The sequence below is a fragment of the Mycolicibacterium tusciae genome, assembly GCF_002086795.1.
Classification (GTDB): domain Bacteria; phylum Actinomycetota; class Actinomycetes; order Mycobacteriales; family Mycobacteriaceae; genus Mycobacterium; species Mycobacterium tusciae.
The window spans coordinates 1-23,876 of record NZ_MVIM01000026.1; the positions used below are offsets into that span (position 1 = coordinate 1).

The window sequence follows — 23,876 nt, forward strand, 5'->3', positions numbered from 1 at the left end:
CACCACCAAACGGAGAACCCCCGCCGCCGAACCCCGGAATGCCACCACCTAGCCCAGGAATGCCGCCGCCCATACCCATACCAGGAATGCCACCCATACCCAGACCCGGCTGCCCAGCCGCCGCCACCGGCTCCTCAGCAGGCTTAGCCTCGCCGCCACTGCCGCCAGCCTCTCCACCACCGGCACCGCCGTCAGCGCTGCCGCTACCCTGGCCACCGACACCCTCATAGGCCTCGGTGTTCTTGTCGGTGTCTTTGGCTTTGTCCTCAGCCTCGGCCGCGGCCTTCTCGATAACCCCACGCGCTTCTTCCAGCCGCGTCTTGCTGTAGTCCATCAGGGCCTGCTGCCCCTCCGGGGTGTACAGCGCACCACTGGCTTTCAGCTCGGCAATCTTGGCCTGCACATCAGCGTTGATCTTCTCCAGCTCCGCACGACCGGCCTCCCCGGCCGCGGCGATCTCATCGGCGCTGATACCGGCGGAATCCAGATCATGAAGGGTCTCCAGCATCATGCCAATCTTGCGGGCATTCTCCTTCGCCGCCTCAGCAGCCGGCCCGCCGTCACCCACCTCAGGAGTAGCCGGAGGAGGCGGTGGCGGCCCCACAGGAGGGGTCGGCGCACCGGGCGGACCCTGTGTGGTTGTGGTCGTCGTAGGTGGACCTTCCGGACCGGGAGGTGCAGGCGGAGGGCTCGGAACCGGACCAGGAGGAGCCGGCACAGGCGGCTGCTGAGGATAATCCAGCGGAAATGGAGCGGCCCCCGTTCCGGTACTTAACGGAACAGCACCCGGACCCGCGAACGCCTTCAACGCGTTCCCCACGACCTGGTTAATCGCCAAACCGAACACGTCCCACGACATAATGCATCGCTCCTTACGCGACTAGAAGTTCAATGCACGCTCGGCAGCGGCAACCGCTTCCAGCGTCGGTAACGTCCCATCAGAAACCCCATGGTTGGCCAACCATCGATCATGAGCCACCGCAGCCACCGCCCGACACCGCTTGTTCAGCGTCACCGAATCCCACTGGCGAGCTTCATTGCTCAACGCCACATAGCGCACAAACCCCATCGCATTGACACGCACGACCACAGACCGCCGAGACGACATAGCGGTCGCCGCCACCTGCGACATCAGCTCATCAGTCTGCGAACTCAGATGCTTGGTCATCGGTCCCCTTCCGGCCAACGCCGCTGCGCCGCTCTACGCACTGATAGACATATTACACATACTGACTAATCACGTGAACAATCAGTGATCAACTTTGTGTGACAGCGTGCATGCCCATCTCCAACTTCAACACCGGCAGGCGGCGTCCTCCAATGAGCTAAGCGGGCGCCGCTCCACCAGGCAGTGCCAGCCGGACCGTAGATTGCCCGGTGATCGCACTGATCGTCTCGAAATCCTTGTCGACGTGCAGGACCGCCAGCCCGCAGAGCTCCGCGGTGGCGGCGATGATGAGGTCCGGAATTGACGGCCCACGGTGCTGCCCCCGATCGGCAAGCAGCAACTGGACTTCTAGCGCGCGGTCCTCGATTCTCGGTGTCAAATACTCGACTGGCATCGCAGCCAGCGGTGACTCCCGGAATTCGCGGCGTCCGACCTCGCCCGAGTGAGCCGAGTACCCGATTTCGAGTCGCGTCATGTTGCTGATCCGAACCATCCCCCGCTCGATGCGGGTGACCCATTGGTCCACATCGTCGCTGTACGAAAGTCGCACCAAGGCCGATTTGTCGATCAACCATTCGCTCACCCCCACGCCCCACGCATCAACTCTGCGTCGGCGAGGCCGGAAACGGCTTGTTCGAGGCGCTGGAGATCATCGCGCGTGACCGCACTGCGGGTGACCCGCGCATCCTGGGCAAGGCGCCGACGAATGTACTCAACGCGCGATAGGCCCACCTCGGCCGCCCGCGCATCAATGCCAGCCAACACGTCATCTGGCAAGTCCCGAATCAAGACATCACTCATACACTGATGATATCCCGAGATATCGGGTCGCTGACCGCCAGTTATAACACCACACCAGAGCTGGCACCAGCCGTACGCGTGTAGTACAGCAGCCTTGCACGGCTGGTGCGGTTTACCTAGACTTACTGGTGAGCCGATGCATCGTGGTGTCATCGGAAGTGGACCCCAGGAGTTCCTGCCGGAAGACAGGGCCTGGGGCCGCGTCATTTCTGGGGCACTTCCAGCATGGTTACCTTCGACTCAATGATCCCGAAGTGCTCGGGGTCGCCGCTGCGGAGTTGGGTCACCGCGCCACAGCAAGCATCGGGTATCCACAGCATCGCCTCAGTGGGGCCGCCAACGTGATCGAGATGCAGCCGACCCCCTAGAGCGCGCTTTCGCCGCAGGTAGTCCAAGGTGCGCTGGTCCTCCCGGTCGTCCTTGGGGCCGCGGGATTCCACGATCGCCTGCGCGACACCCAAGGCCACCAGCTCGGGCAGTAGCAGTTCCATGCAGATCCGGCGCCGACGTTCCGGGTGCTCGGTGATGCCAGGCCGGGATCGGACGACCACGAGGTGCTCAACGTCGAGCCCTGCGACGGTCTTGGCAATCGTGCGCTGCCGGCCGCGGTCCTCATCGCGCCAATGCAGCTTGCGATGTCGACTCCCTACGAGCAGCGCCCGCATCGCCTCCCGCGCATGCTCAGCACGGCCTGCTTCGCTGATGACCGCGCTGAGGATGTACGTACCGGGATCAACACGTTGATTAGACCCCGATTCATCAATCCAGGCATCGAACGGACTCATGGGCGGTGACGGTATCGGTCCAAGGAGCAGGTTCGCCGGGATCGCCACTCGTGCCGAACCACTAATTTCCAGGTTTACGGAAGACAGCGCCCAACAGTCGCACACCGCTCCCCGCCATTTCATGGCGGGCAGATCGTCAGATCGAGTTCAACGTTGAGGTAACGACAGGCTTGAAGCCCGCCGCTACCGCGCAGTACACGATATCGGCCAACGCCGGCGAGGCCGGTTGCCGCCAGAAACGAATGAGCTCCGCAATCAACGCCGTCCGATAGAACGCCATGTACAGCAGACGCTGACGCAGCGAGTCCGCCGAATCATCCAGATCCAGCGGACCGTTCATATGCGGACTGGTCGCATTGCCGTCGTGACGCTGAGCGACCTCGGCATCGTACGAATCCCAGTCCACGGCGCCCTGGCTCAGCTGATTCAAGAACGTCAGGTCCGCCGCCTCGGCAACGTGAATCGGTCCATCCGCGCCACGCACCGGACCATCCGGGCCCACCGCACCCGCCGTGGCCACCGCCGACTCCACCACACTCCGAGTGATCACCGCAGCCACCGATATCGACGCCGGACCCGAGCCCACCGACGCAATCTGCTGAGCCAGCGCCGGATCAATCGTCGCCAACCGATGCTGATGAGCACCATCAAGCACAGGCACAGACCCCGGCGAGTGCAAAATCGACCGCAGCGTCACCGTCTCGAAATCCGACCACCCCGCCGGACGCGGACCCTCCGCAGTGGTCACCAAAGCACTGCGCACAACCCCAGATACTCTGTCGGACAACACATCCGCATGCGCAGTCAACAGATCCGCCGGTCGCCGCCAACCCAAAAACCCCGACGCCCAACTCCACGGCAAAGCAGGATCAATGGGGGCCAACCGCGCCGTCGTCGGAACGAACACCGAAGCAGGCACATACACCCCACCACCAGCACTAGAACCAATGACAAGCTGCGGACCCAGATGCGTACGCACAACGGCCACAGCCCAATTCACAAACCCGGCATCGATCGTGTTCCACGCGGCATCGGTACCGCGAACCAACCCGTCGATCACTTGCCGAGCCAACATCATGTCCGCGCTCACCTCGGGCTCAGGCATGCTCGCTGCTGTTGCCGCACCCGACGTGCCCGCCATCACCGGAGCGGCACCGCCCTGCTGACCCGACGGTGCCGCCGAAGCCGGCGCGGCCGCCGCCGACGCAGGAGCCGTCGGTCCCGCAGCCGTCGGGCTCGCCGCCGACCCACCCCCAGGCGGAACAAACGGGGCCAGCGGGCCACCACCGGAACCTCCAGCCGCGGGCGGATGCGCCATCATCGGCATACCACCGCCACCACCAACCATCGGTCCCGCAGCAGGGCCCGCAGAACCGCCACCAGCAGCCGCCACCGACGGCTGCACCGGACCCTGCAAAGGAGCTGCCACCGCAGGCGCCGCACCCGGATGCTGGGCTACGAACTTCTCCAACGGAGGCGGCGACACCGCACCCGAAGAACCAATACCCGACGCCAACCCCGAATTGAAGCTCGACGCCGCACTCGTCAATGACCCGCCACTACCCAGCGAGTCTGCTGCCGACGCAGGCGAAGTGAACGCATCCGACAGTGACTTGCCCCCACTGCCCAAAGGATTGCTGAGCCCGGAGGGCATCTGCGGCGGCCGCAAACCACCCATCGCCGAACCCGCCGATGGCATGCCCCCACCCGCAGAGCCGCCACTTGCACCGCCCATCGGCAATCCTGCCGCTGGCAGCCCTGTCGTAGTAGACGGAAGCCCGGTCGCGGTTCCTGGTGCGACGGGGGATCCGTCCGTCGTCTCTCGGACGTCGGTTGCGGTGCCGTCCGGTTCGGTACCGAGCTGCTTTACGTCGCCACCATCCTTCCCCGCAGAATCACCGTCTGCGGGGGCCTCCTCTCCGGGTGAATCTGGCACCGGCTTCTCGTCAGCTTCTTTTTGCTCAGTGTTGCTGGCTGGCTCTGCGACGTTATCCCTTGGTGCGTCGGGTGTTTCGCCGACTGGTGCTTCGGGGATGGGTAGGACGGCGGGTGTGGCGGCGATGTCTTCGAGTGCGGTGCTGTAGAGGCTGGCAGCTTCGGCTTTGAACGGGGCCATGGCTGACACTGCGGCCGAGGTGCCGCCGCTGGATTGGGCGGTGTCCCATGCTTCGGCTGCGGCGTCGGCGACGCGGCTGAGGTCGGTCTTCAATCCGGAGACGATTGCGCGGAATGAATCTGCTGCCGTTGCAGTGGATTTGAAGTGGTTGGCGCCGCCATCGGCGTGGTTGACCATTTTGCGCATCAGCGCGATGCGGGCTTCGCCGCCCTGACCTACCAGTAGGCTCGCGCCTTTGGTCATCTCATTTTGCACGGTGTCGGCGTATCCGGATACCGATGTGGCCATGGCTCTTTCGTCGTCGGCCAGTGCCTGCAAATCAGTTTCGCTGATGGACGGCCAATAAGGTAGGACAGTCAGTGACGATGCTCGCCCTGACGGCCGCTGTATGTCCCCTGCGTTTCCGACTACCGCCGCCATTGAAACCTCTCCGGCCTACTCTTCATCCAAACCGCAGGCCGTCCACACCTGGTCCACGGCGTTCTTTTCTGCATCCAAGCTGTACGGCGGGGGCTCAGCCAGCCCACGGGTACGGACCTTCCCATGTTCCGCAACACGGGCTTGGTACACCGAGGCGATGTCAGTGACAGCAACCCTCACAGGTGCGCTGGCGTCAGGATTCTCGGCCAGTGCAACCTTCAGAGCGGTCACCGCGGGAAGAAGGTCAGAGCCAACTCGATCAGGCCTGGGAATGGCGCTATTGATGATGGCGTAGCTGGTGCACAGGGACACGTCTTGGGCGTGTACTTCCGCCGCTGACGGGGTGACACCACCCGGCGCATTGGTTGGTAGGCCTGCGGTCGGCGCAGCGTCGCTGGCCCCGGAGTCACTTCCGCTGCTCGCGAAGACAGCTCCCAGTGTCACGCCAGCGATTAGTGCGACTACTGCGGTGCCAGCAACGCCAGCTGGGATCAGCCAAGGTCGACGTCGCGATGATGCGGACGGCAGAGCCTCTCCAGGCCGTGGTGTCGGCGGTAGCGCGCCATACTGGCCCGGAGCAGGAGGCAGAGGGGCAGCGCTGTACTGCTGATTGGTGCGCATGTCGTGCATCACTGGGTGGTTCATGTTGTCGCGCCTCCCTGCGGCGATCCCGATAACGGTTGTCTACAGCCTACCAACGCCCACCCACTTTGGTCTACACGCTGATCGTTGCCGGCGCGACGGCCGTTATGTCTGCTGCGTTCTCAGCGTCCTGCGTTTCCAACTGTGTCGCGCTGCCGACGTCCCCGGTGGCAACGGTGCTTGCCGCCCGGCTCATGTCCGCCAAGAACGTCGTACGTTGGGCGGGCCATGTGCTGGTGATGGCATTGATTGCCAGTGAAACCCCATCGGGCTGTGCCGCCCCGCTGGCCAAGCTCCCGACACCCTGCGCAGCTCCGGTGGCGCCGCGAGCAGCGACTGTTGCGGCCTCCGCGCCGGTCGTCGCGCCAGATGCAGGCAGAGCAATCGGGTCGACCTTGATGAGATCTCCCGAGCCACCCGACGGTGTTACTGCTGGCATATCGTTATCCCCTCTGCCCCTTCATGGCTGCTGAAAGCTGGTCAGCAACAGGATGTTTGCGAAGTTCCTCGGGGATCAGCTCAGCGCAGCGCTGAAATAGGCGCTCGGAGATGGCATCGATTCCCTTGCGGGCACGTTCAGCGTTGTCGCCCAGGGCCGCGTTGATCTGATCGTTGAGTTCATCCACGGTGAGTTCACGTTGAAGGCCTTCACGCACATCGAGGTCGATCAACCTGCCGCGGGAATCGTGGACCACGATCACGTCGTCGTCATCGTCGCCGCTGGACAAGAACTCTTCGGCTTCCTCGATCCAGTCATAGATCAGTCCCAGCATCGCGTCGTTGGCCTTGAGAGCCGCCGCTGCCGCTGGGTTAGCGGTCGTCGTGGGCGTTGTCACCGGTTGTTTCCTCCTGAGTCGCGGCCGCCCTGCGGCGGCCTGGACGCTTCCTCAACTGCTCCAACTCACCGAACACTGCCTCGGTATTGGCAGGGTGCCGGTGTACCACCCGTCGATCTGGATGGAGATCTCTATCTCGTTCGCCGGTCTGGCCGCCACCCAAGCCGCCCATCATCGGCGGCATCATGCCGCCCATCGGCATACGTGCCCCCGCGCCGCCAGCAGCACCTGATCCGGCAGCCGTGGGTGGAGCTGGTGGCATCGCCGCAATACCAGGAGCCGCAGCAGCAGGCGACGACACCGACGGAGCCGCAGGAAGACCACCGCCACCGCCACCGCCACTGCCGCCAGAACTTGCTGGGGTCGTGCCGAACGTGTCCTCGAAATCGAAATCGTCTTCCTCAGAGCCCAGTTCGGGCGGACTCATCGAGGGAGCTCCACCTAGGCCTGGGATCGACGGCAGCCCTGACAGTGCCGACATGGGAAGTCCACCGCCACCACTGCCGGGCATCAATCCCGATGCCGCTCCAGCGGATTGACCGACTGTGCCCAGAATCGTGCCCATCACTTCACCGGCAGTGTTCGCAGCCGGATCGACAGCCGACGCCAGCGGCTCGACCGGGGGCTTCGCCTCGGCAGGGGGTGGACCCGGCTCGTCAGTGCCGCTGCTGGAGTCCAGGGGCTGCTGCTCGGTGGAATCGGCGGCGAGCTTTGCATCCTCCTCGCTGTCGGACCCCTCGCCTTTGCCGTCCTTGTCAGCGCCCTCTCGCTTCTTGTCAGCACTGGTCTCGGCCGGGTTGTTGTTGTCCTGGTCAGCGCTCGACGGCCCGCCACCGACGATGGGCGGCGGGGCCGGCGGTGGGTCAGGTGCTGTCGTGCTGTCGACGTTGGCCGCGGCCGCATAACGTGTCTGTGCCGCCAGCGCTTCGGCTTTCGCCTCTTGAAGTTTTGTCGTCGCGGTCATCAAGGGTTCGGTCACAGTCCCACCGCTGGAGGCGTACGTCTGCTGCGCCTTGCGATACTGCGCGTTGAGCGCTGTGAACGTTTCCGGTGTGGGCGTCTCGTTCCGCGCCGTCTCCACGGTTGCGCTGGCGGTCTCAGCCGATGCTGCGAGCTGTCGGGCATAGTCAGCGGCGCTGTTCAACCACTGTGCGTGACGCCGGATCTTCTCCCCGGCGGGCTGATCACCCTCATCCCACGCGGAATCGACACCCGCGCCGGTCCGCTCGATGTCTCCTGCGACGGTAGCGAGGTTCTGGGCCGTTGTGCGTAGCTGCCCTGCCAGCGTCCTGAGCGGCTCAGCACCAGCCCCGCCGTGAATCGTGCGGGACCACACTTCCCCGGTGCTCGGATCAGGCACCGCCGGCACCGGCGGCGCCACAGGTAACGACGGCGCCCCGCCACTTTCGCGGGGTAGGTTCGGCGCTGCGCTGGCCGTGGGGGCTGTCCCACCGCTGGCAATGTGCGCTGCGGCCTCCTGGTCGCCCTGTTGCAACGCTGCCCCGGTGAGATCGACTGCGAGACCGCCAGCGGCACGCTGCAAGGCTGCATGGGTGATCAGCATGTCCAGCCCGCTCGCCCACGCCGTGAAGGACGCGGCCACCGCAGTGGACACGGTATCGGAGGCGGCCGGCTGACACTGGGAGCACTGCGCACCCGGCGCGTGACCGGCAAGCGCGCGGCCATGCGATGCCAGCGCCCCCGGATCAACAGCCACCTTCGCCACTACCAGTCCCCCGCTCCGCTATCGGATCGCACCGCCACCACCCCTATCCGCGCGGGCCCTAGCCGTTGCCGGTGATCGCCGAGATCTGCCGAGCCACATCGTCGTCGTGCTGCTCAAAGCCGATCTTATGGTTGCGCAGTTTGGCCGCGTGTGCACGCGCTTCGGCGGCCACCCGCTGATACGCCTGCTGGCGGGCCAGGTTCTCTCCAGCTTTGGACTGCACGAACGGCTCGTAGATCGCCCCGAGTTGTTCGCGCAGCGCCTCGGGCTGCACAGGTGGCTGGCCGCTGGCCTCCACCGCGTCTGCGTACTCCTCCCACTGCGCCGCCAGTTGTGCTTGCGCGTCGGTGTCGAGGGCGATTGCTTCGCCGCCGCTGTTGGCCATCTGAGCACCTTCCTGTCACACATGAATGTATAGAACTGTTCACGTACTGACTCATTGTGTACGGTACGTCTGAGTAAGTGCAACCCTTTCCGCGTGTCGCTAACAGTTAGCACCGCTCCGGTCTGAAAGAGTCTGAGTTTATGGCGATTCGCAGCACACACAAGGGCGACCGAGCGCAACTCGGACCCCGCGTCGATCGGGTTGTCTACGACGCAGTGGCCGCCAACAGCGGTCAGTACGGAGCCGACGGCATACCCATGTCCCAGTGGGTTGCCGACCTCCTAGCAGCCATCGTTGGCCACCCCGAACTCATGCGCGAACTCGACGGCGAAGACGTCGCCCAGATCCTGGCCCGCGCCCTGGACAACCCAGAGCTGCGGCGCACCCACGGCCGCCGACGCGAGGAGGGCCTGCCGCTGGCGATGTAACACACCCAGCCCCTGACTAAAGAAACCTCGTGGCCGGCTAACAGGGGCTACACCCGAACATCTGAATACCGGATCGCGGTAAACCCCCGGAAATGACAAAAGCCCCCGAAGGGGCTCTGTCCCGGTTTCAACCGAAGTGTGCAGCTTCGGTTCGGATTACCGATATCCACATCCCCTCTGGAAGGGACTAGTCTTGATGGACTCGTCTCACGATAGCGCATATCCAGACCTTGTGCCAGACCCGGCACAGGCTGCGTTGGCAAATCGTGATCTTCGTAAAATCAGCCCCACTGGCCAGCTACCCACCCGCCCCGCGGCCGGTGATGCGCGGCCACTATGAGCGCTGCGCTACACACCACTCCCGCAGAGGTGCACCCCGCCGAGGTATGGGCTGGTCTGGCACCTTTAGCTGCGGCTCCAGGCCGCCACCAAATGCGCCTGTGGACCCCCGATACCGGCAAGTTCTCCCAGACCGCCAAACTCACCGCCAAATGGCCCACTCAGCCAGCGGCCGTGTACCTCTACTCAGCAAACGCAACAACCGTCCTTCTAGCGCTAGATTTCGACACAAGCCGAGGCGACGCCGCCGCCGTCGAACGCGACCTGCGCACCGCCGAAAACTGGCTCATCCGCTGCGGTGCCCGCGTCGTCACCGACTACACCGACGACGGCGGCCGCCACCTGCTGTGCCCCCTCGCCATCGGCACCACCGCCTCACTGCCCGAAGTCACCGCCCTCATGCGCGTGCTCGCCGGCCACCTCCCCACCCTGGACATCGCTCCTGCCCTCAACCCCGCCCAAGGCTGCATCAGCCTGCCCGGCACCCTCACCAAACGCGGCGGCTACCGCCATCTCGATGGCACCCTCACCGCCGCCCGAGCAGCCTTCATCGAGCGTTCAGAACCCGGCATGCTCCCCCGGCTCTACCAGCTCCTCGGCATGCTCAAACCCGCCACCCCAGACCCGTCACCTCCCGAGGAGCCACACGACGCCAGCGCGGCCGGCTACACCACCGGGGAAGGTGAAGACCGCCGCCTCACCCCCGCCTACACCCGCACCGACCCCCTACCCGACAGCATCGCCGCCTTCGCCACCCGCGGCGACACCGCCCCCACCGATCGCCCCCACTGGAAAAGTCCAAGCGAAGCCCGCTTCGCCACCGTCGTGGCCGCACTCGACCGCGGCCACACCGCGGCAACGCTGCGCGACCTCATCGCCCCCGACGGCCCATGGCACGACGGCCTCGGACACGCCTACAAACGCTACGGCCACGGCGCCGACCGAGCCCTACTCCGCGACATCGACCGCGCCTTCGACTGGCTCATCGCAAACCCCCTTCTATACCGACGCCCGCAGCACAAGCAGAAGTACACACAGGGGGGTTCTTTAACAACAGCTACTCACAAGAGCGGGTTCACAGGCCCCCCCGAGCTACGCCACTGGCTGGCCAACGCGTTCAGATGGGCCGACCTTGAATATGCTGGGCAGCGTTACCGCTGGACCGTGCACGCTGTGTTGCAAACTCTCGCCGTGCACGCCCTCAAAGCCGGCGACAAAAGCACGGGAACCTGGGTGGTAGGGGTCGGAGGACGAAGTCTTTCCCTCGGCGCTGGGCTACTCAGCCCCGACGCTGTGTGGCGAGTCCTGCGAGATCTCAGGGACCGTCAAGGATCACCGATCGTCCTCGTGCGCAGCCACATGGGTCTAGAGGCCGACTACTACGCTCTGACCAGCCAGAACAACGTAATCAGAGGCCTCAACCACCACTGCGAGCGTGTACGAATCGAAGCAGTCCACGACATATGGCACATCCTGGGACACCACTTACGCCGAATCTACGAACTCATCGCCCACCACGGCCTGACCCATCGCGAAGACATCTACGCCGCCGCTGCGGTATCCCGAAGCACCGGAGACGACGCGGTGCGCCAACTACAAATCCACGGACTCATCGCAGCCACAGCGCCCAAAATGCTTGGGCCAGGGCCAATCACCCCCCACACCCTGGCCGAAGCACATCAACTCCCCCACCTACGAGAACAACGCCAACAGACCTACCGTGAACAACGCGCGCAATGGCAACAATGGCTCGATATCCGGGAACGCCTGAAAAACGCGGACGTCTCTTTCGCCGCTGCGAGCGCACCGGGAGGCGACGCAGACCAATCATCTCCGCCGTACAACGCATTCGCTGACACTAAGGACTACCTGGAGTCAGTTCTGCGCACCGGACCTCCAGAGGACATCGAACGTTTAGAAGATCACGCGATCGGCCTGATCGAAACCATCATGGGGGCAACACTGCTCACTCGACGCGCAGCAGCCCCGCCGAAACCGTCACAGTGACGATACGCGGCCCTTGGAGATAGACGTGCCCAAACCATCACGAGGCGAGGGCATGCGACTGCGCAATGGGCTTGTCGGACGCCTGTGCGAGCATGAGCGCCAGAAGCTAAATGCTAAATGGGGAAAGGGGGTCTCACAGTGGACACCATCGTGATCGCCGTCGGGATGCCGTTTTGTCTCGCATTCTTGGACCAGCCCATCGATGAAGTCGTGACCCTCTGGGAGTCGTGGGTCGAGTCAGGCGAACTTGTTCGCGCGCGCCACGAAGACCCGACCCGCGATGCCGTCATACGACTACGGCCCGCCGTTCTGGGTGTCGCGGAGTTCATCGCGAACGAGCCAGCCGGTCGACTCTTTGCGGACCGGATGCTCTGGTCGCTGCCATCCCTGATAGCGCTCCCTGGCGCTGCTGACTACGCACCGCAGAATTCCCACTATTGGACGCTCCAGATGAACGGATTTGCGGCGAGACCAGAAGTCGCCGCAGACGGGTCGACCGGCCTAGTTTTGTGCAGATGGGACTTCGGCCGGCTGTAGCCACGCGAACCAAGCGCCACGCTGAGGTGGGTGGTTCACCTCCAGCTCAGCCAAGGCCTGGCCCCTCCGCTTGCAGGTCGACTCGTTGCGTGCGGACCTGGCCACCCACCGACGGCAGGCTGACATAAGCCGTCGATGGCGGTCGAATTGCTCTTCGGGCGTCCCGGGCGGACGGGAACCGAGGGGAAGCGACCGAAGAGCTTGTCCGGCCCTCCCCCCCGTGCGGGCGCCGGGGCATCGAGGATCAGCAACCTTCGATCATGTCGCGCACGGGGCCCAGGTCTCGCCCGGAGCCCCCCCGGATCGGCCGAACTATGATCGGGGCGACCTTGGGGCTGGACACCGCCGGTGTGGACGCCTCCGGGCCGCCAACCTCGCCGCATGGGGCGCTGGAGGCGCTTGACCATCGGTCGCTCAACCAGCAAGTCGTGCGTCCCCATCTCTGGCCACGTTGACCCCCCACCCCAGCAGAAGGTTCCCCCCCGATTTCGCTCTCGGTTGGTACCTAAACAGCTTCGCTATCAAAATCCTCCGTCGCACACCGGTAGGCAACGGGTTAGGCGCTATAGGGCCACGTCATCGCTTTGCACTAGGCTCGCATCGCTCCATACTCGTTACTAACGTCACTGTGACGTAAGCCGCGCTAGCTAACTGTTGCCAGCGGCATATCTCCTGGTAGTCGCTGTTCACCGTGCCGTACAGCCATTCTACATTAGAACGCTAGAACGGTTGTACGATACATTCGTTAATTATTTAACGCTTCCAACGTACTATCGTTTCAGTCTTCAACTGTGATAGGCTTACAGCGTTTGATCGGTACAGCGTTTGATCGGTACAGCGTTTGATCGGTACAGCGTTTGATCGGTACAGCGTTTGATCGGTACAGCGTTTGATCGGTATCTCAATGCTTCGATAGAAAGACACAAACCAATGGCGAAGATTCTCGTCACCCACTCACGAAAGGGTGGCGTCGGAAAAAGCACCAGCGCGTACGAAGTCGCATATTCGCTCGATGCCGTCCTGGTGGACCTCGAGCACGACATCGCCGGCGTCACGTCGATATGGGGGGACCGGCCACTCGACCGAGCCAGGGTTCCAATCCTGGACGCACTTGCGACCGGCCGGACCCCGAAACCCCTCAAGGGGTACCGCAAGCCTCGGCTTGTGCCAGGGCACCCGCACCTTGACAAGGAAGCGCCCAGCCGCGAGCAGATGTCAGAGGCCCTGCTGAAATGGGCGGCGGAGTGGGACACCGATTGGGTCGTTGTCGACACGCATCCGGGGGCCGGTGAGCACACGCATGGTGCCCTTGCTGTGGCAGATGTCGTCCTGGCGCCTACAACCCTAGATCTCCTGGATCTTCGAGGGTTGGAGCAGCTGGTGGACGAGATGGTCGACTACCCGATTGTGGTGCTGCCGACCAAGGTCCGCGCAGTCCCGGCCGCAGTCGGGCTGAAGAAGCTTGAGCAGATCACCGCTGGAACTCCCGTTCAGATCGCACCGCCGATCCCGTTGGTCGCCGACCTGCCCAAACGAACCAAGCGGATTGCTATCACGTCTGAAGAGCCGCCCGCTAAGCCGTTCCGGCTCCTGGCTGAGCGCTACAAACTGGTGTGCGAATTCGTGAAGGAGTACGTGAATGAGTAACGGGATGGACATCCTCAAGGCGCAGCGGGACAAACGCAAGTCGGTGGGCAACGAGATGCCCAAGCCGATGCACGGCCCCCGGGCTACGCCGGTGAGCATCCCTGTCACGAGTGAAGGGGCGGGGGAGCCCACGTCGCCGTCTGTGCCGGCGGCGACGGAAACGCCCGCTTCGTCAGTGGCACTGTCGGCCCCGTCGACTGAGCCTGCCGTGACGCCGAGCGCCAAGGCGAAACGTCCAGCAGCACGGGACAAGTCGGACAAAGCTGCGCCGAGCCAGCCAGCTAGCAACAGCTCCGAGCTTTACCCGACAACGGCGTACCTGGAACTGGAAGAGGACAAGTACATACGTCGTGCGCTTGAAGCCGGGCGATACGGCAAGCCCAAGGTCACCTCGGCAAGCGCGGTCATCCGCTATGCGGTGCGTCACTTGGCCGAACACATGACTCCCGAACAGGTTGTCGCCGCGATCCGCGAAGCTGCGCCCGAAACGTCCAACCAGGGGAGAATCCGCCTTTAATCGCTCTACCGTTCTATCGATAGAACTCGCCGACGCGCCACGATCATCCATTGTGCACTGTTGCGCTATATGTATGCCAACAGTGCATGTAAACTCTGCGGCAACGTGGCGGCGCGGGCACTCACCACCACGTCCACTAAGTGACCACTGCGCAAGGGGACTGGGAGGCGATCATTACGGCCGTCGTGGACCAGGACCACCCCGGCGACCCCGATGTCGCCCTACTCGCACGCCACGTCAAAGCACGCCTACGTCGGCAGGGAATGTCGGTGCTCGCCGCATCGGAGTATGGAATCCTGTCGCGCTCGACGCTGACGGCCATCACTCAGGGTGCCGACCGGGTGCCGAGCTACCGGACGCTATCCAAGCTCGATGACCTGCTGAGCTGGGAGCCTGGATCAGCAGAGCGGGCTCTGCATGGCGGAGAACCGGTACCGCGCGAGGACGGCGTCTACGGCAAACTGCCGGCCCCACCTACCGACGCACCGGAAGAGGACGTCGCCGCGGCGACGGCAGCGCTCAACGATGTCTTCGACACGAGTTTCGAGGACCCGGCCGGCTGGGACTATAACCACCTGCTCCGGTGGATTGATCAGCGCCTACGCGAACTCAACATGACGAAATCCAAGTTCGCCGCCATTGGGGGACCGGCCCGCGCGACGCTGGCGACTCTAGGTAAGCGGGGCTTTGGCCCGAGCGCAGAAACCCTTGATCGGATCGACACATTCTTGCTGTGGGAGCGTGGATCTGCACTCACAGCTCTTCGCGGCGGCACGCCGGTGCGCAAAGGCCCCAAGGTGGCGCCGAACCCGGCACTGGTCCCGCTCAACGGTGCCCTGGACACACTCAATGCTGTGAAGGTGCGTCTGACCCGCCAGAGTCAGAGCCTTTCTCAGCTACATTCGGATGTAGACGAGGCGCTGGAGCGTGTCAGCGTCGCGATCAGTGAACTTGGTGACAGAGAACGCCTTGATGCGTTGCTGTTGTCGGAGATGGGCGACCCCGAACAGGGTGATGCCGCAGGAACGGGAGAAATCCATGACTAGCGGTATTGCAGTAGGGGAGCGCCGACTATGGCCGACACCGAGGACCAGGGTCTGTTCAGCGTCGAGGAATCGGAGCACAGTCACAGTGACCGAGTGGATGCGCCAAGCCGTCGAACAGGTGTACCGCCAACAGATCGGGACACCTCCGGGGTGGTCCCCGGAGCAGACAGAGCTGTTTCTGAGCCTGGTGACCCAGCGGCTGGACGATCAGGCCGCGGCCCTGGCACTGGAGCTGGGGGAGCAGGCGGTGCAGAGCTGGACCCAGCAGCACAACGGCCAGCCGGACCACGAGACGACAGTCGGCCTGCACGAGACGGCTCTACAGAACGCACGCGAAGCGATCGTGCGCCAGAGCCTGTACGACCTCATTCCGCAGCCACCGGAGGGACGCGACAGCCCGCCGCCAACACCGGCCGATATTCCCTGGACTCAACGGTGGCGGCATCTGATCTATCGGGCCGAGCCGAGCGAGCAGATCGAGGAACTCGCAGACCATCTGTGGCCGGACCGCAGCGCGATGTTCCGGGTCAAGGCGGCATTTCTGCTAGCAACCCGGCTGGAAGAAAACCGGGCGATTCCCACCGCCCCGGGCCAGCGCCTGACCCACGACCTGGGAGTCGAGGTCGCCGAAGCGATGACAGCCGAGGGGTATCCGGGCGAGTAGCCCGCAGGCGTAAAGCTCAACCTCTGGCCGAGGACGATCCGCAACTTGCGCTGTTCGCCGAGGACTCCTTCGACCTGCCGACCGATCCGCGCATCATCGACCCCGGTGGCGCTCCACTGCCGCCGCTCATACCGGCAGCACCCGACCAGGACAGCGCCCAACCCGACCACGGGCACTCAGCCGCTATCGATGCCCTGACCCTCAAGCGGCCCGCACGCACCGTACCGATCGGCGACGACACCACCGCCACTACGCTCACCGCTGCCTCACTGGCCACCGCCCCGGCCGCGACGGCGCAGCCTCCCGCAACCCCTACCGTCGCCGCCAGCGACGCGACCGTCAGTGACCCCGAGACGGGCGCATTGCCATTGCCGCCGGCCATCGACTACCGGCCCGGCACCACCATCGCGGTCCCGTCAGGCGCCAAGGCCCGGCTCACCGCCAACCTTGCCGCCATCGACACGCTTATCGCGCTCCAAGGCCAACAGCGCCACGCCACCGCCGCCGAACAAGACACCTTGGCCCGCTGGTCGGGGTGGGGCGCGATCCCCGAGGTCTTCGACACCCGCACCGACACCTACGCGGCCCAGCGCGACTACCTCAAAGAGGCACTGGGCACCGACCAATATCAGGCTGCCTCTAGAAGTACGCTCAATGCCCACTACACCGACCCCGCCATCGCTGAGCAGATGTGGAAAGCGTTGCAGCACGCCGGATTTACCGGCGGCCGGGTCCTGGAGCCCGGGTGTGGCGCGGGAACGTTCATCGGCCTGGCGCCCGAGGCGGCGCAGATGGTCGGCGTAGAGAAAGACCCCATCAGCGCCGCCATCGCCGCCCACCTCTACCCCTCAGCTCAAGTCCGAGCCGAAGGCTACGAAACAACCAACGTCCCCAACGGCTCCTTTGCCGCGGTAATCGGCAACGTCCCGTTCGGAAACTTCGCCCTACGCGACCCCGCCTACAACCCTCGCCGACTGTCCATCCACAACCACTTCATCGTCAAGTCCCTGGACCTCACGGCCCCCGGCGGCTACCAGATCGTTCTCACCAGCCGCTTCACCATGGACAACGCCGATCCCAAAGCGCGCCGCGAAATCCTGTCCCGCGCCGATCTCCTCGGAGCAATACGTTTGCCGTCCAACGCCTTCCGGCGTGTGGCGGGCACCGAAGTAGTCACCGACATCCTCGTGCTGCGCCGCCGCGAAGCCGACCGAGTTATCGAAGACGGCGCTGACGACTGGCTACACACTGCACCGCTGACCGTGGCCGCCGATGACGGCCCCGACACCGAAATCGACATCAACGCCTACTTTCACCGCCACCCCGACAACATCCTCGGCCAGCCCAGCCTCGGCCACGGAATCCACGGCCATCAGACCCTTAACGTGGCTGCCGACGAATCCAGTCCATTGGCCCTGCAAGTCGGGCACCGCCTGCGCGCCATCATCGACGGTGCACTGGATCGCGGCCAAGGGCTCACCGCCACCGCCGCCACGTTGACCGAGGTCAACGACGTCAGTTTCGATCCCGGCCTCATCACCGCCGCTACCACAAGGCTCCCGGCGCGCGACACCCTGCGATTCGATGAAGCATCCGATGAGTTCCAGACCTGGACAGAGGACACCTGGAAGACCGCGAAGGTCTTCAACACCCGCAAGCAGGAGACCATCCACCTGCTCAAGCTGCGTGACGTCGCCAACGCGGTCGTCTCATCGCAACGCGCGGGCCAGCCCAGCGATGTCCGTGAACAACTGCGCGGTGAACTCAACCGGCTCTATGACACCTACGTCGCCAAACACGGACCTATCCAACGCTTCAAGTGGAGCAAGCCGTCAGTCATCACCCAGGACCGCCACGACAAGACGCTAGCGAAATCCATCGAACGGTGGCGGCAGAAAAACCCCGAGCAGCACACTGTGCCCGCCGAGCTCCTCGAAACGTGGGACGAGCAGGCATGGGAAACACCCAGCCAGTACAAGATGCGCCCGCACATCGTCACCGCGCTGCGCAACGACCCCGGTTGGACCACAGTTCTGGCGTTAGAGGGCTACGACGAACTCACCGGACAGACACGCAAGGCACCGATCTTCTCGGTAGACCTGCTGAGCCCACCGCAGGTCCGAGACCGCGCTGAGACCGCCGAAGAGGCCCTCGCTATCAGCCTGGATCAAAACGGTGGCGTGGACATCCTGCACATCGCCGCCCTGCTGAACATCGACCCTGCTGCCGCGCGAGAAAAGATGCGTGGTCTGGTCTTTCCCTCCCTGCGCGACCCCGACATTCTCATCCCCGCAACGCAGGCACTATCCGGCAACGTCCGCCAGCAGCTACGACAAGCACAGGCAGCCGCCGAACACGACCCGCGCTTCCACGAGTACGTCGCTGCGCTGCGCGAAGTCCAGCCAGTCGACCGCGAAGCCAGCCAAATCAGCGCTCGCCCCGGATCACCCTGGATCGACGCCAAGTACATCGCCCAGTTCGCCAGCGAGACCTTCAAAGCCGCTGACGCGACACCAGTGGACGTCAAGGCCGACCACGTACAGGGAGTCTGGTCGATCGAATGCCAAAGCCGAAACACTGCCGCCATGACCGAGACCTGGGGTACCCGGTTCCCTAAACGCGATGCCATCTCCTTGCTCGAAATGGTCTGCAATAACCAAGAAATCGCCATCCGATACACAAAAGAGGAGACCGAAACCACCGGCCGGACCGGTGTCAACCGCAACGCCACCGTCGCCGCGCAAGCCAAAGCCACCAAGATCAGCGATGCGTTCCAGAACTGGGTATTCGCCGATGACACCCGCCGCACCGAACTAGTTGCCACCTACAACGAGCGCTTCAACAGCCTGCGCGCACCCAAGTACAGCGGAGCAGCATTAACGCTGCCCGGTCTGTCACACCGGTTCACCCCACACACCCATCAACGCGACGCGGTAGCCCGCATCATCGCAGAGCCCAACGTTCTTCTCGATCACGTTGTGGGAGCAGGGAAATCGGGAACCATGTTCATGGCAGCCATGGAACTGCGCCGCCTCGGACTGGCCCGCCAACCCTGGATCGTGGTCCCCAACCACATCATCGAACAAGTTGGTAAGGAAGCCAAGTGGTGGTACCCCGGCGCGGAAATCCTGCTCGGCACACCCGGAACCGATGCAGTAGGCCGGCGCCGATTCGTGGCCCAATCAGCCACCTCGGACTGGGATATGGTGATCGCCCCCGAGTCGTTGTTCATGGGTATCCCCGTCGGCCACGACGCCCAGCGCGACTACATCGCCCGAGAATCCAAGATGCTGCGCGAATCACTGGAGAACATCACCGGAGATAACGCCACCGCCGCCACCGTCAAACGGCTCGAGGCGGCACTGCAACGCTACGAATCCAAGCTCGAGAAACTCACCGACCAAGAAGGCAAAGACACCGGACTTCTGTTCGAACACACCGGGTGTGACTACCTGATGATTGACGAAGCCCACATGTACAAAAACCGGACCCGCCTGAGCCCCGTCAAGGAACTCGCCTGCCCGGACGGCTCCGACCGCGCCGACGACCTGGCCATGAAAATGGAACTCCTACGCAACCGCCGACGCGAGGACGCCATCGCCGCCGGCCGCACACCCACCCCCGCCGACGAGCGAGTCGCCACCTTCGCTACCGGAACCCCGATCGCAAACTCCCTCGGCGAGCTATACGTCATGCAACGCTACCTACGCCCCGACCTGCTCGAAGACGCCGGAGTGCTGCACATCAACGACTGGGCAACGACGTTCACCGCCACCGTCAACACCGTCGAAGTCAACGCGACCGGCACACAGCTCAAGCCAGTCACCCGAGTCGGAAAATTCTGCAACCTCCAAGAGCTGCTGCGTATCTCGTCGGTCTTCACCGATGTCATCACCCGCGACCAAATCGGCTTGAAACTGCCCGAACTCAGCAACGACGGCAAGCGCACCATCGTCAGCATCCCCGCCGACCAAACCCTTCGGGACTTCATCACCGACCTCGGCTACCGAGCCGGCACTCTCGATCCGAAAAACCTTGCCCGCGACAACATCCTGAAAATCTCCAACGATGGCCGCGAAGCCAGTCTCGACCCGCGCATGGTCCACCTGCCCGAACCAACCCACTCTCGGACCGCCGCAGTCGCTGAGAACATCATGGCCGTGCACCAGCAGTACGCCGACACGATCTACAAAGACCCCCAATACGGTCACGACATGCCCACACCCGGCGGGCTGCAAATCGTCTTCTGCGACCGCGGCACCCCCAGCAAAGGCAGCAAGAAAAAGAACGACTTCAACATGTACGGCGCTATCCGCGACGACCTGATCGCCCGGGGGATGCCCGCCGAGAAGATCCGCTTCATCCACGACGCCGAAAAAGCCGAAGACAAGCTGCGCTTGTTCGATGACTGCAACCGCGGCCAGGTCTCGGTGCTCATCGGCTCCACCGAGAAAATGGGCACCGGAACCAACGTCCAAACCCGCGCTGTCGCACTGCATCACGTCGATGTTCCATGGCGGCCGGCCGATCTCGAACAGCGCGAAGGCCGCATCATCCGGCAAGGAAACCAAAACGAGACCGTCAGCATCTTCAACTACGTCGTAGAAGGCTCCTATGACGTGGTGATGTGGCAGAAAATTGAAGCCAAATCACTGTTCATCGCGCAGGTCAAACGTGCCGACATCAGCGTCGATGAAGTCGATGACATCGGTGGCAACGAAATGACTGTCGCGGCCGCCGAAACCAAGGCGCTGGCCACCGGAGACCCCCGCTACGTCCGCCAGGTCCAGCTCCAAGACGACATCGAACACCTCGCCGCTCTCGAACGGGCCTACCACGACGGCATGGCGGCCCGCGACCGCGATATCCGACAGCGCCAGCGCCAACTGGACATCACCACCTCCCAACTTGACGCCCTCACACCCACCGTGGACGCCATGGCGTCCCGGCCCGCCGACGCCCCCGTCGACATCGTGGTCGAAGGACGTCGCTACCCAGAACGCAAAGACTGCGCCGCCCCCTTCGCCGAAGTCTGCCGCCGCGTGTACGGCTCGTTGAACAACTCGGCATCCTGGGATAGCCAGCCCCTGAACACCGCGATCAACGGCATGGCTCTACACGCCCGCCGCGACCACGTGGGCGATCGGCTCTGGATCACCCTCGAAGGCCCCTCGGCAGAAATCGCGTTCACCATCCAAGACCTGCACGACAGCGCACCCAAGGTAGGGGAGACCAACGGGGCCAGCAGCGCCAAAGCGCGCGGCCTGCTGACCCGAGTGGAAAACCTTTACAAAGACCTTCCCGCCCATCGCGATCGACTCCAGCTCCAGCACGACCACCTCACCCACGCACTCACCGATCTCACCAACACCGAGGTCGAACCATTCGACCGCGGCGACGAGCTGGCCGCCAAACGCGAAGAACACACCACCCTGACCACACTGCTGCAACTGGAGGCCCAGTCCGAAGCAGCCAAGGCAAAGGCCGCCGAAGCACAGCAGCGATTGTTGGCCGCCGGCCGCCAACCAGGCTGGTCACTGCACCTGAACCCCACCCCATTCCTGATCGGAGAATCCGGGCTCGCCACCGCCGACCAATACCGGTTCGCGCAAGGGCTCGCTGAACAGGCCCGCGCCAGCGAGTACCGAGACGCCCAGCGTGAGGACCACCAAGAGCGCAGTGACGATGGGAGGACATTGTGAGCGCCCCAACGCCGCCCTCAGCAGATCCATGGTGGAGCTACGCGGTCGGAACCGCCGCCGCCCTACGGTCAGGCAAGGAACCGCCGACCGTGGCTGTACACGGCCCATTCCTGAACTCCAACGAGGTCGCCCGACTGAGCAGCCCCGCCACCTACAGCCGTCTCGCCGCCGGCGACGGCAACTATGAACGCGCCCAAGCACCGTTCATGGTCAACCCGGTCCTGATGGCCGCCGCCATGGCCGGCCAAGGTGTCGTCAACAGCCGACGACGACGTGACGCGGACCGCAGCAGTCAACCCCAATGGACCAACTACCGCGACGCCGCTGTCTTGACCACCAACCAGCGGCTGATGTGCAGCCGCCCCCAAGGCGGGTGGACATCGTTCTGGTACAGCGAAATGGCTGAGTTCTACCCCGATCCCCACCGCCGGGCAGTCACCATGTCCTTCGCCGACGACCACACACCGCCACTGCAACTAGCCGGGCCCGCGGTCCCTGCTATCGCGCTCTGGGTCGGACACTCCGTCTACGGGGACCGATGGCACGAAGACCCCCGCTTGGCCGCCCTGCTGCCCAGCCAGGCATCCCAGGAGACCACCACACCCCAGCAGGCCGCCGAGCGCCCCGCTGCTGCAAGCGAGGACGGTCTCACCGCCGAGCAGCAGGCCTGGTGGGAGCGTCACCGCCCCCGCCACAGCCGCCACCACAGCTCCCAGGGCGGGCTGGAGCTATGAGCACCCGCACCCTGCCGCCGCTGGTCATCGCCGCCGAGCTAGGTCGCTACGCCAGCTCCCGATTCGACCACCTCACCGACGGGCGTCCGCTCTACATTCCCGGCTTTCGCGCCGAAGCTGACCCTGTGGTGGCCGCCGCGCAGGCCTCGCTCTACCACCACCCATACAGCGTCAGCCAACTACCGCTGCTTACAGTCCACTTCGACACTATGCTCGACCCCGAACCCGCCACCGCGTGGTTGGTCAGCCTGGCCCACCTTGCCCACCACGACTGCCCCGCATGCGTGAGCACCTGGACAGAAGCCGAGCGCTGCGCCCAGGAACTACCAACCGCCAGCCCTCAGTTTCACGTCGTGGAAACCCCGACCGCTGTCGTGCTGCTGCACTACGAAGACCACCCCTAGTTAGCGGTTCCCACCTTCGGGAAGATACACCGGATGCGACTCCAGCCCACGCGATGTGACAGCACAGCTGCATACTGCGCACCGACCTGCTGGGAGGCATCCGACATTCCCGGAGACGGCATGGACATCACGACCCCTTTCCGCTGGCCACCTTCGCCGGCAACACCACATCGACAGGAGAGCCATCGTGCGTTCGCCAGGTCGCAGTCATGCTGTCAGCGTTCACTTCCAAGATGCTGGAGATCTGCCCTGACAAGGCCGAAAGCCACGGTCCCTCCATTTGTCGCACGTTGAGGACAGCGTGCAGATCCAAGCTCCGCCCTTGCCGCAGCAAACGATTCAACATGGAGACCGTCTCCTCGGACTCCGCTCGTGCCACATAGCCTTCGCGCGTTAGAACTGGCGGGAAGCCGTCAATCAGGTGATCGTCAATGTCGACAACCACCACTACCGCAGGGACGTTCTCGCCCAGGTCGCGCTGCTCACCGGCGCGCGGTCTGTGCAATTCAGCGAAATCCCTTGCCCCAGCCTGCAATAACGTACGCGCTCGCTCTTCGATCAGGTGGTTGACCTGTCCAACTTCCCCCTGTGTGGTCAGCACCTCAACCCCACGCCGAGGAGGCCGTGCGGCCAGCGACTCGACCATCAGCTCGACTGCCCTGCAACGACCGAACCGCGACGCACCGATCACCGCCACGTGCGGACCGTCCCCCCCGGCAGCCATCTCCTCGATACCAACCCAGCAAGGACGACCAGCGGCCTTGCCGATCACGACCTGGAGGGCGCTGTCAGCGTGAGTGACGGCACGCAGAGCCACCGGATACGGCGTACCCGGGAACCGTCGTTGATGGTCGCGCGCTGCGCGTTTGCGTGCATTCGATGACGCCATGAAATCACGAATCCCTTCAAAGACACGTGTGCGTAGCTGCCCACATCAACCGACGCACGATCTTTGTCGGGAGCGCGTGACCC

The 23,876-nt window shown here is 64.1% G+C and carries 21 protein-coding genes; 9 read left to right on the forward strand and 12 right to left on the reverse strand.

What is annotated here, in order from left to right; all coding sequences use genetic code 11:
- The 10 genes from BST47_RS31365 to BST47_RS28255 all read right to left on the reverse strand — a co-directional run.
- Positions 1-508 (reverse strand): DUF4226 domain-containing protein (locus BST47_RS31365; RefSeq protein WP_234809904.1); only part of this gene is annotated, 508 nt, incomplete at its 3' end.
- Positions 509-880: 372 nt separating this feature from the next.
- The gene (locus BST47_RS28210; RefSeq protein WP_083129130.1) at positions 881-1,168 is read right to left on the reverse strand and encodes a hypothetical protein; all 288 of its coding nucleotides are present in this window, start codon (positions 1,166-1,168) and stop codon (positions 881-883) included.
- 157 nt (positions 1,169-1,325) lie between these two features.
- Positions 1,326-1,757: a PIN domain nuclease gene (locus BST47_RS28215; protein WP_068920391.1), complete on the reverse strand. Its 432-nt coding sequence runs from the start codon at positions 1,755-1,757 to the stop codon at positions 1,326-1,328.
- The gene (gene vapB / locus BST47_RS28220; protein WP_068920390.1) at positions 1,748-1,969 is read right to left on the reverse strand and encodes a type II toxin-antitoxin system VapB family antitoxin; all 222 of its coding nucleotides are present in this window, start codon (positions 1,967-1,969) and stop codon (positions 1,748-1,750) included. Before vapB ends, BST47_RS28215 begins: the two co-directional genes overlap by 10 nt.
- Positions 1,970-2,172: 203 nt before the next feature.
- Positions 2,173-2,754: a hypothetical protein gene (locus BST47_RS28225; protein WP_083129131.1), complete on the reverse strand. Its 582-nt coding sequence runs from the start codon at positions 2,752-2,754 to the stop codon at positions 2,173-2,175.
- A gap of 136 nt (positions 2,755-2,890) precedes the next feature.
- Positions 2,891-5,158 carry a hypothetical protein gene (locus BST47_RS28230; RefSeq protein WP_133056249.1) on the reverse strand — a complete coding sequence of 756 codons (2,268 nt, stop codon included), beginning with the start codon at positions 5,156-5,158 and terminating at the stop codon, positions 2,891-2,893.
- 847 nt (positions 5,159-6,005) lie between these two features.
- Complete coding sequence (locus tag BST47_RS28240; RefSeq protein ID WP_083129134.1) at positions 6,006-6,371, reverse strand: hypothetical protein; 366 nt, start codon at positions 6,369-6,371, stop codon at positions 6,006-6,008.
- 4 nt (positions 6,372-6,375) lie between these two features.
- On the reverse strand, positions 6,376-6,768 hold the full coding sequence (locus tag BST47_RS28245; RefSeq protein WP_234809905.1) for a hypothetical protein: 393 nt from the start codon (positions 6,766-6,768) through the stop codon (positions 6,376-6,378).
- Positions 6,743-8,485 carry a PPE domain-containing protein gene (locus tag BST47_RS28250; protein ID WP_234809906.1) on the reverse strand — a complete coding sequence of 581 codons (1,743 nt, stop codon included), beginning with the start codon at positions 8,483-8,485 and terminating at the stop codon, positions 6,743-6,745. Before BST47_RS28250 ends, BST47_RS28245 begins: the two co-directional genes overlap by 26 nt.
- Positions 8,486-8,552: 67 nt before the next feature.
- Complete coding sequence (locus tag BST47_RS28255) at positions 8,553-8,879, reverse strand: hypothetical protein (protein ID WP_068920386.1); 327 nt, start codon at positions 8,877-8,879, stop codon at positions 8,553-8,555.
- A gap of 140 nt (positions 8,880-9,019) precedes the next feature.
- On the opposite strand from BST47_RS28255, the gene BST47_RS28260 reads away from it, so the two are divergent.
- The 6 genes from BST47_RS28260 (at position 9,020) to BST47_RS30825 (ending at position 16,064) form a co-directional block, all read left to right on the forward strand.
- A complete protein-coding gene (locus tag BST47_RS28260) occupies positions 9,020-9,307 on the forward strand; it encodes a hypothetical protein (protein WP_068920385.1) in 288 nt (95 codons plus the stop codon).
- 336 nt (positions 9,308-9,643) lie between these two features.
- Positions 9,644-11,653: a hypothetical protein gene (locus tag BST47_RS28265; protein WP_083129136.1), complete on the forward strand. Its 2,010-nt coding sequence runs from the start codon at positions 9,644-9,646 to the stop codon at positions 11,651-11,653.
- Positions 11,654-13,120: 1,467 nt separating this feature from the next.
- The gene (locus tag BST47_RS28275; protein WP_083129138.1) at positions 13,121-13,837 is read left to right on the forward strand and encodes a ParA family protein; all 717 of its coding nucleotides are present in this window, start codon (positions 13,121-13,123) and stop codon (positions 13,835-13,837) included.
- A gap of 4 nt (positions 13,838-13,841) precedes the next feature.
- Positions 13,842-14,354, forward strand: coding sequence for a ribbon-helix-helix domain-containing protein (locus BST47_RS28280; protein ID WP_083129139.1), 513 nt, complete (start codon positions 13,842-13,844; stop codon positions 14,352-14,354).
- A 140-nt stretch (positions 14,355-14,494) separates the two neighbouring features.
- Positions 14,495-15,400, forward strand: a complete 906-nt coding sequence (locus BST47_RS28285; RefSeq protein WP_068920380.1) for a hypothetical protein — start codon at positions 14,495-14,497, stop codon at positions 15,398-15,400.
- An 85-nt stretch (positions 15,401-15,485) separates the two neighbouring features.
- Entirely contained in the window at positions 15,486-16,064 is a 579-nt protein-coding gene (locus BST47_RS30825) for a hypothetical protein (protein ID WP_159229546.1), read from the forward strand.
- Between the two features lie 16 nt (positions 16,065-16,080).
- Here the strand turns inward: BST47_RS30825 and BST47_RS31370 are convergent, their stop codons facing one another.
- A complete protein-coding gene (locus tag BST47_RS31370) occupies positions 16,081-16,446 on the reverse strand; it encodes a hypothetical protein (RefSeq protein ID WP_234809907.1) in 366 nt (121 codons plus the stop codon).
- Between BST47_RS31370 and BST47_RS28295 the strand changes: the two genes are divergently transcribed.
- Genes BST47_RS28295 through BST47_RS28305 form a run of 3 tightly spaced genes read left to right on the forward strand, consistent with a single transcriptional unit; the run spans position 16,427 to position 22,904 of the window.
- Positions 16,427-21,766, forward strand: a complete 5,340-nt coding sequence (locus BST47_RS28295) for a helicase-like domain-containing protein (RefSeq protein ID WP_234809908.1) — start codon at positions 16,427-16,429, stop codon at positions 21,764-21,766. The genes BST47_RS31370 and BST47_RS28295 overlap by 20 nt on opposite strands.
- Complete coding sequence (locus BST47_RS28300) at positions 21,763-22,500, forward strand: hypothetical protein (RefSeq protein WP_234809909.1); 738 nt, start codon at positions 21,763-21,765, stop codon at positions 22,498-22,500. The genes BST47_RS28295 and BST47_RS28300 overlap by 4 nt, the downstream gene beginning before the upstream one ends.
- The gene (locus tag BST47_RS28305) at positions 22,497-22,904 is read left to right on the forward strand and encodes a hypothetical protein (protein ID WP_083129141.1); all 408 of its coding nucleotides are present in this window, start codon (positions 22,497-22,499) and stop codon (positions 22,902-22,904) included. The genes BST47_RS28300 and BST47_RS28305 overlap by 4 nt, the downstream gene beginning before the upstream one ends.
- 127 nt (positions 22,905-23,031) lie before the next feature.
- Here BST47_RS28305 and BST47_RS28310 read toward each other — a convergent pair whose 3' ends face one another.
- Positions 23,032-23,793: a hypothetical protein gene (locus BST47_RS28310; protein WP_133056250.1), complete on the reverse strand. Its 762-nt coding sequence runs from the start codon at positions 23,791-23,793 to the stop codon at positions 23,032-23,034.
- Between the last annotated feature and the right edge of the window lie 83 nt (positions 23,794-23,876).

Coding starts and splice junctions, on each gene's coding strand:
- BST47_RS28210 (WP_083129130.1), bottom strand. CDS start 1,168: ATGACCAAGCATCTGAGTTCGCAGACTGATGAGCTGATGTCGCAGGTG.
- vapB (WP_068920390.1), bottom strand. CDS start 1,969: ATGAGTGATGTCTTGATTCGGGACTTGCCAGATGACGTGTTGGCTGGC.
- BST47_RS28225 (WP_083129131.1), bottom strand. CDS start 2,754: ATGAGTCCGTTCGATGCCTGGATTGATGAATCGGGGTCTAATCAACGT.
- BST47_RS28230 (WP_133056249.1), bottom strand. CDS start 5,158: ATGGCCACATCGGTATCCGGATACGCCGACACCGTGCAAAATGAGATG.
- BST47_RS28240 (WP_083129134.1), bottom strand. CDS start 6,371: ATGCCAGCAGTAACACCGTCGGGTGGCTCGGGAGATCTCATCAAGGTC.
- BST47_RS28255 (WP_068920386.1), bottom strand. CDS start 8,879: ATGGCCAACAGCGGCGGCGAAGCAATCGCCCTCGACACCGACGCGCAA.
- BST47_RS28260 (WP_068920385.1), top strand. CDS start 9,020: ATGGCGATTCGCAGCACACACAAGGGCGACCGAGCGCAACTCGGACCC.
- BST47_RS28265 (WP_083129136.1), top strand. CDS start 9,644: ATGAGCGCTGCGCTACACACCACTCCCGCAGAGGTGCACCCCGCCGAG.
- BST47_RS28275 (WP_083129138.1), top strand. CDS start 13,121: ATGGCGAAGATTCTCGTCACCCACTCACGAAAGGGTGGCGTCGGAAAA.
- BST47_RS28280 (WP_083129139.1), top strand. CDS start 13,842: ATGGACATCCTCAAGGCGCAGCGGGACAAACGCAAGTCGGTGGGCAAC.
- BST47_RS31370 (WP_234809907.1), bottom strand. CDS start 16,446: ATGGCCGGCGGCAATGGCAATGCGCCCGTCTCGGGGTCACTGACGGTC.
- BST47_RS28305 (WP_083129141.1), top strand. CDS start 22,497: ATGAGCACCCGCACCCTGCCGCCGCTGGTCATCGCCGCCGAGCTAGGT.
- BST47_RS28310 (WP_133056250.1), bottom strand. CDS start 23,793: ATGGCGTCATCGAATGCACGCAAACGCGCAGCGCGCGACCATCAACGA.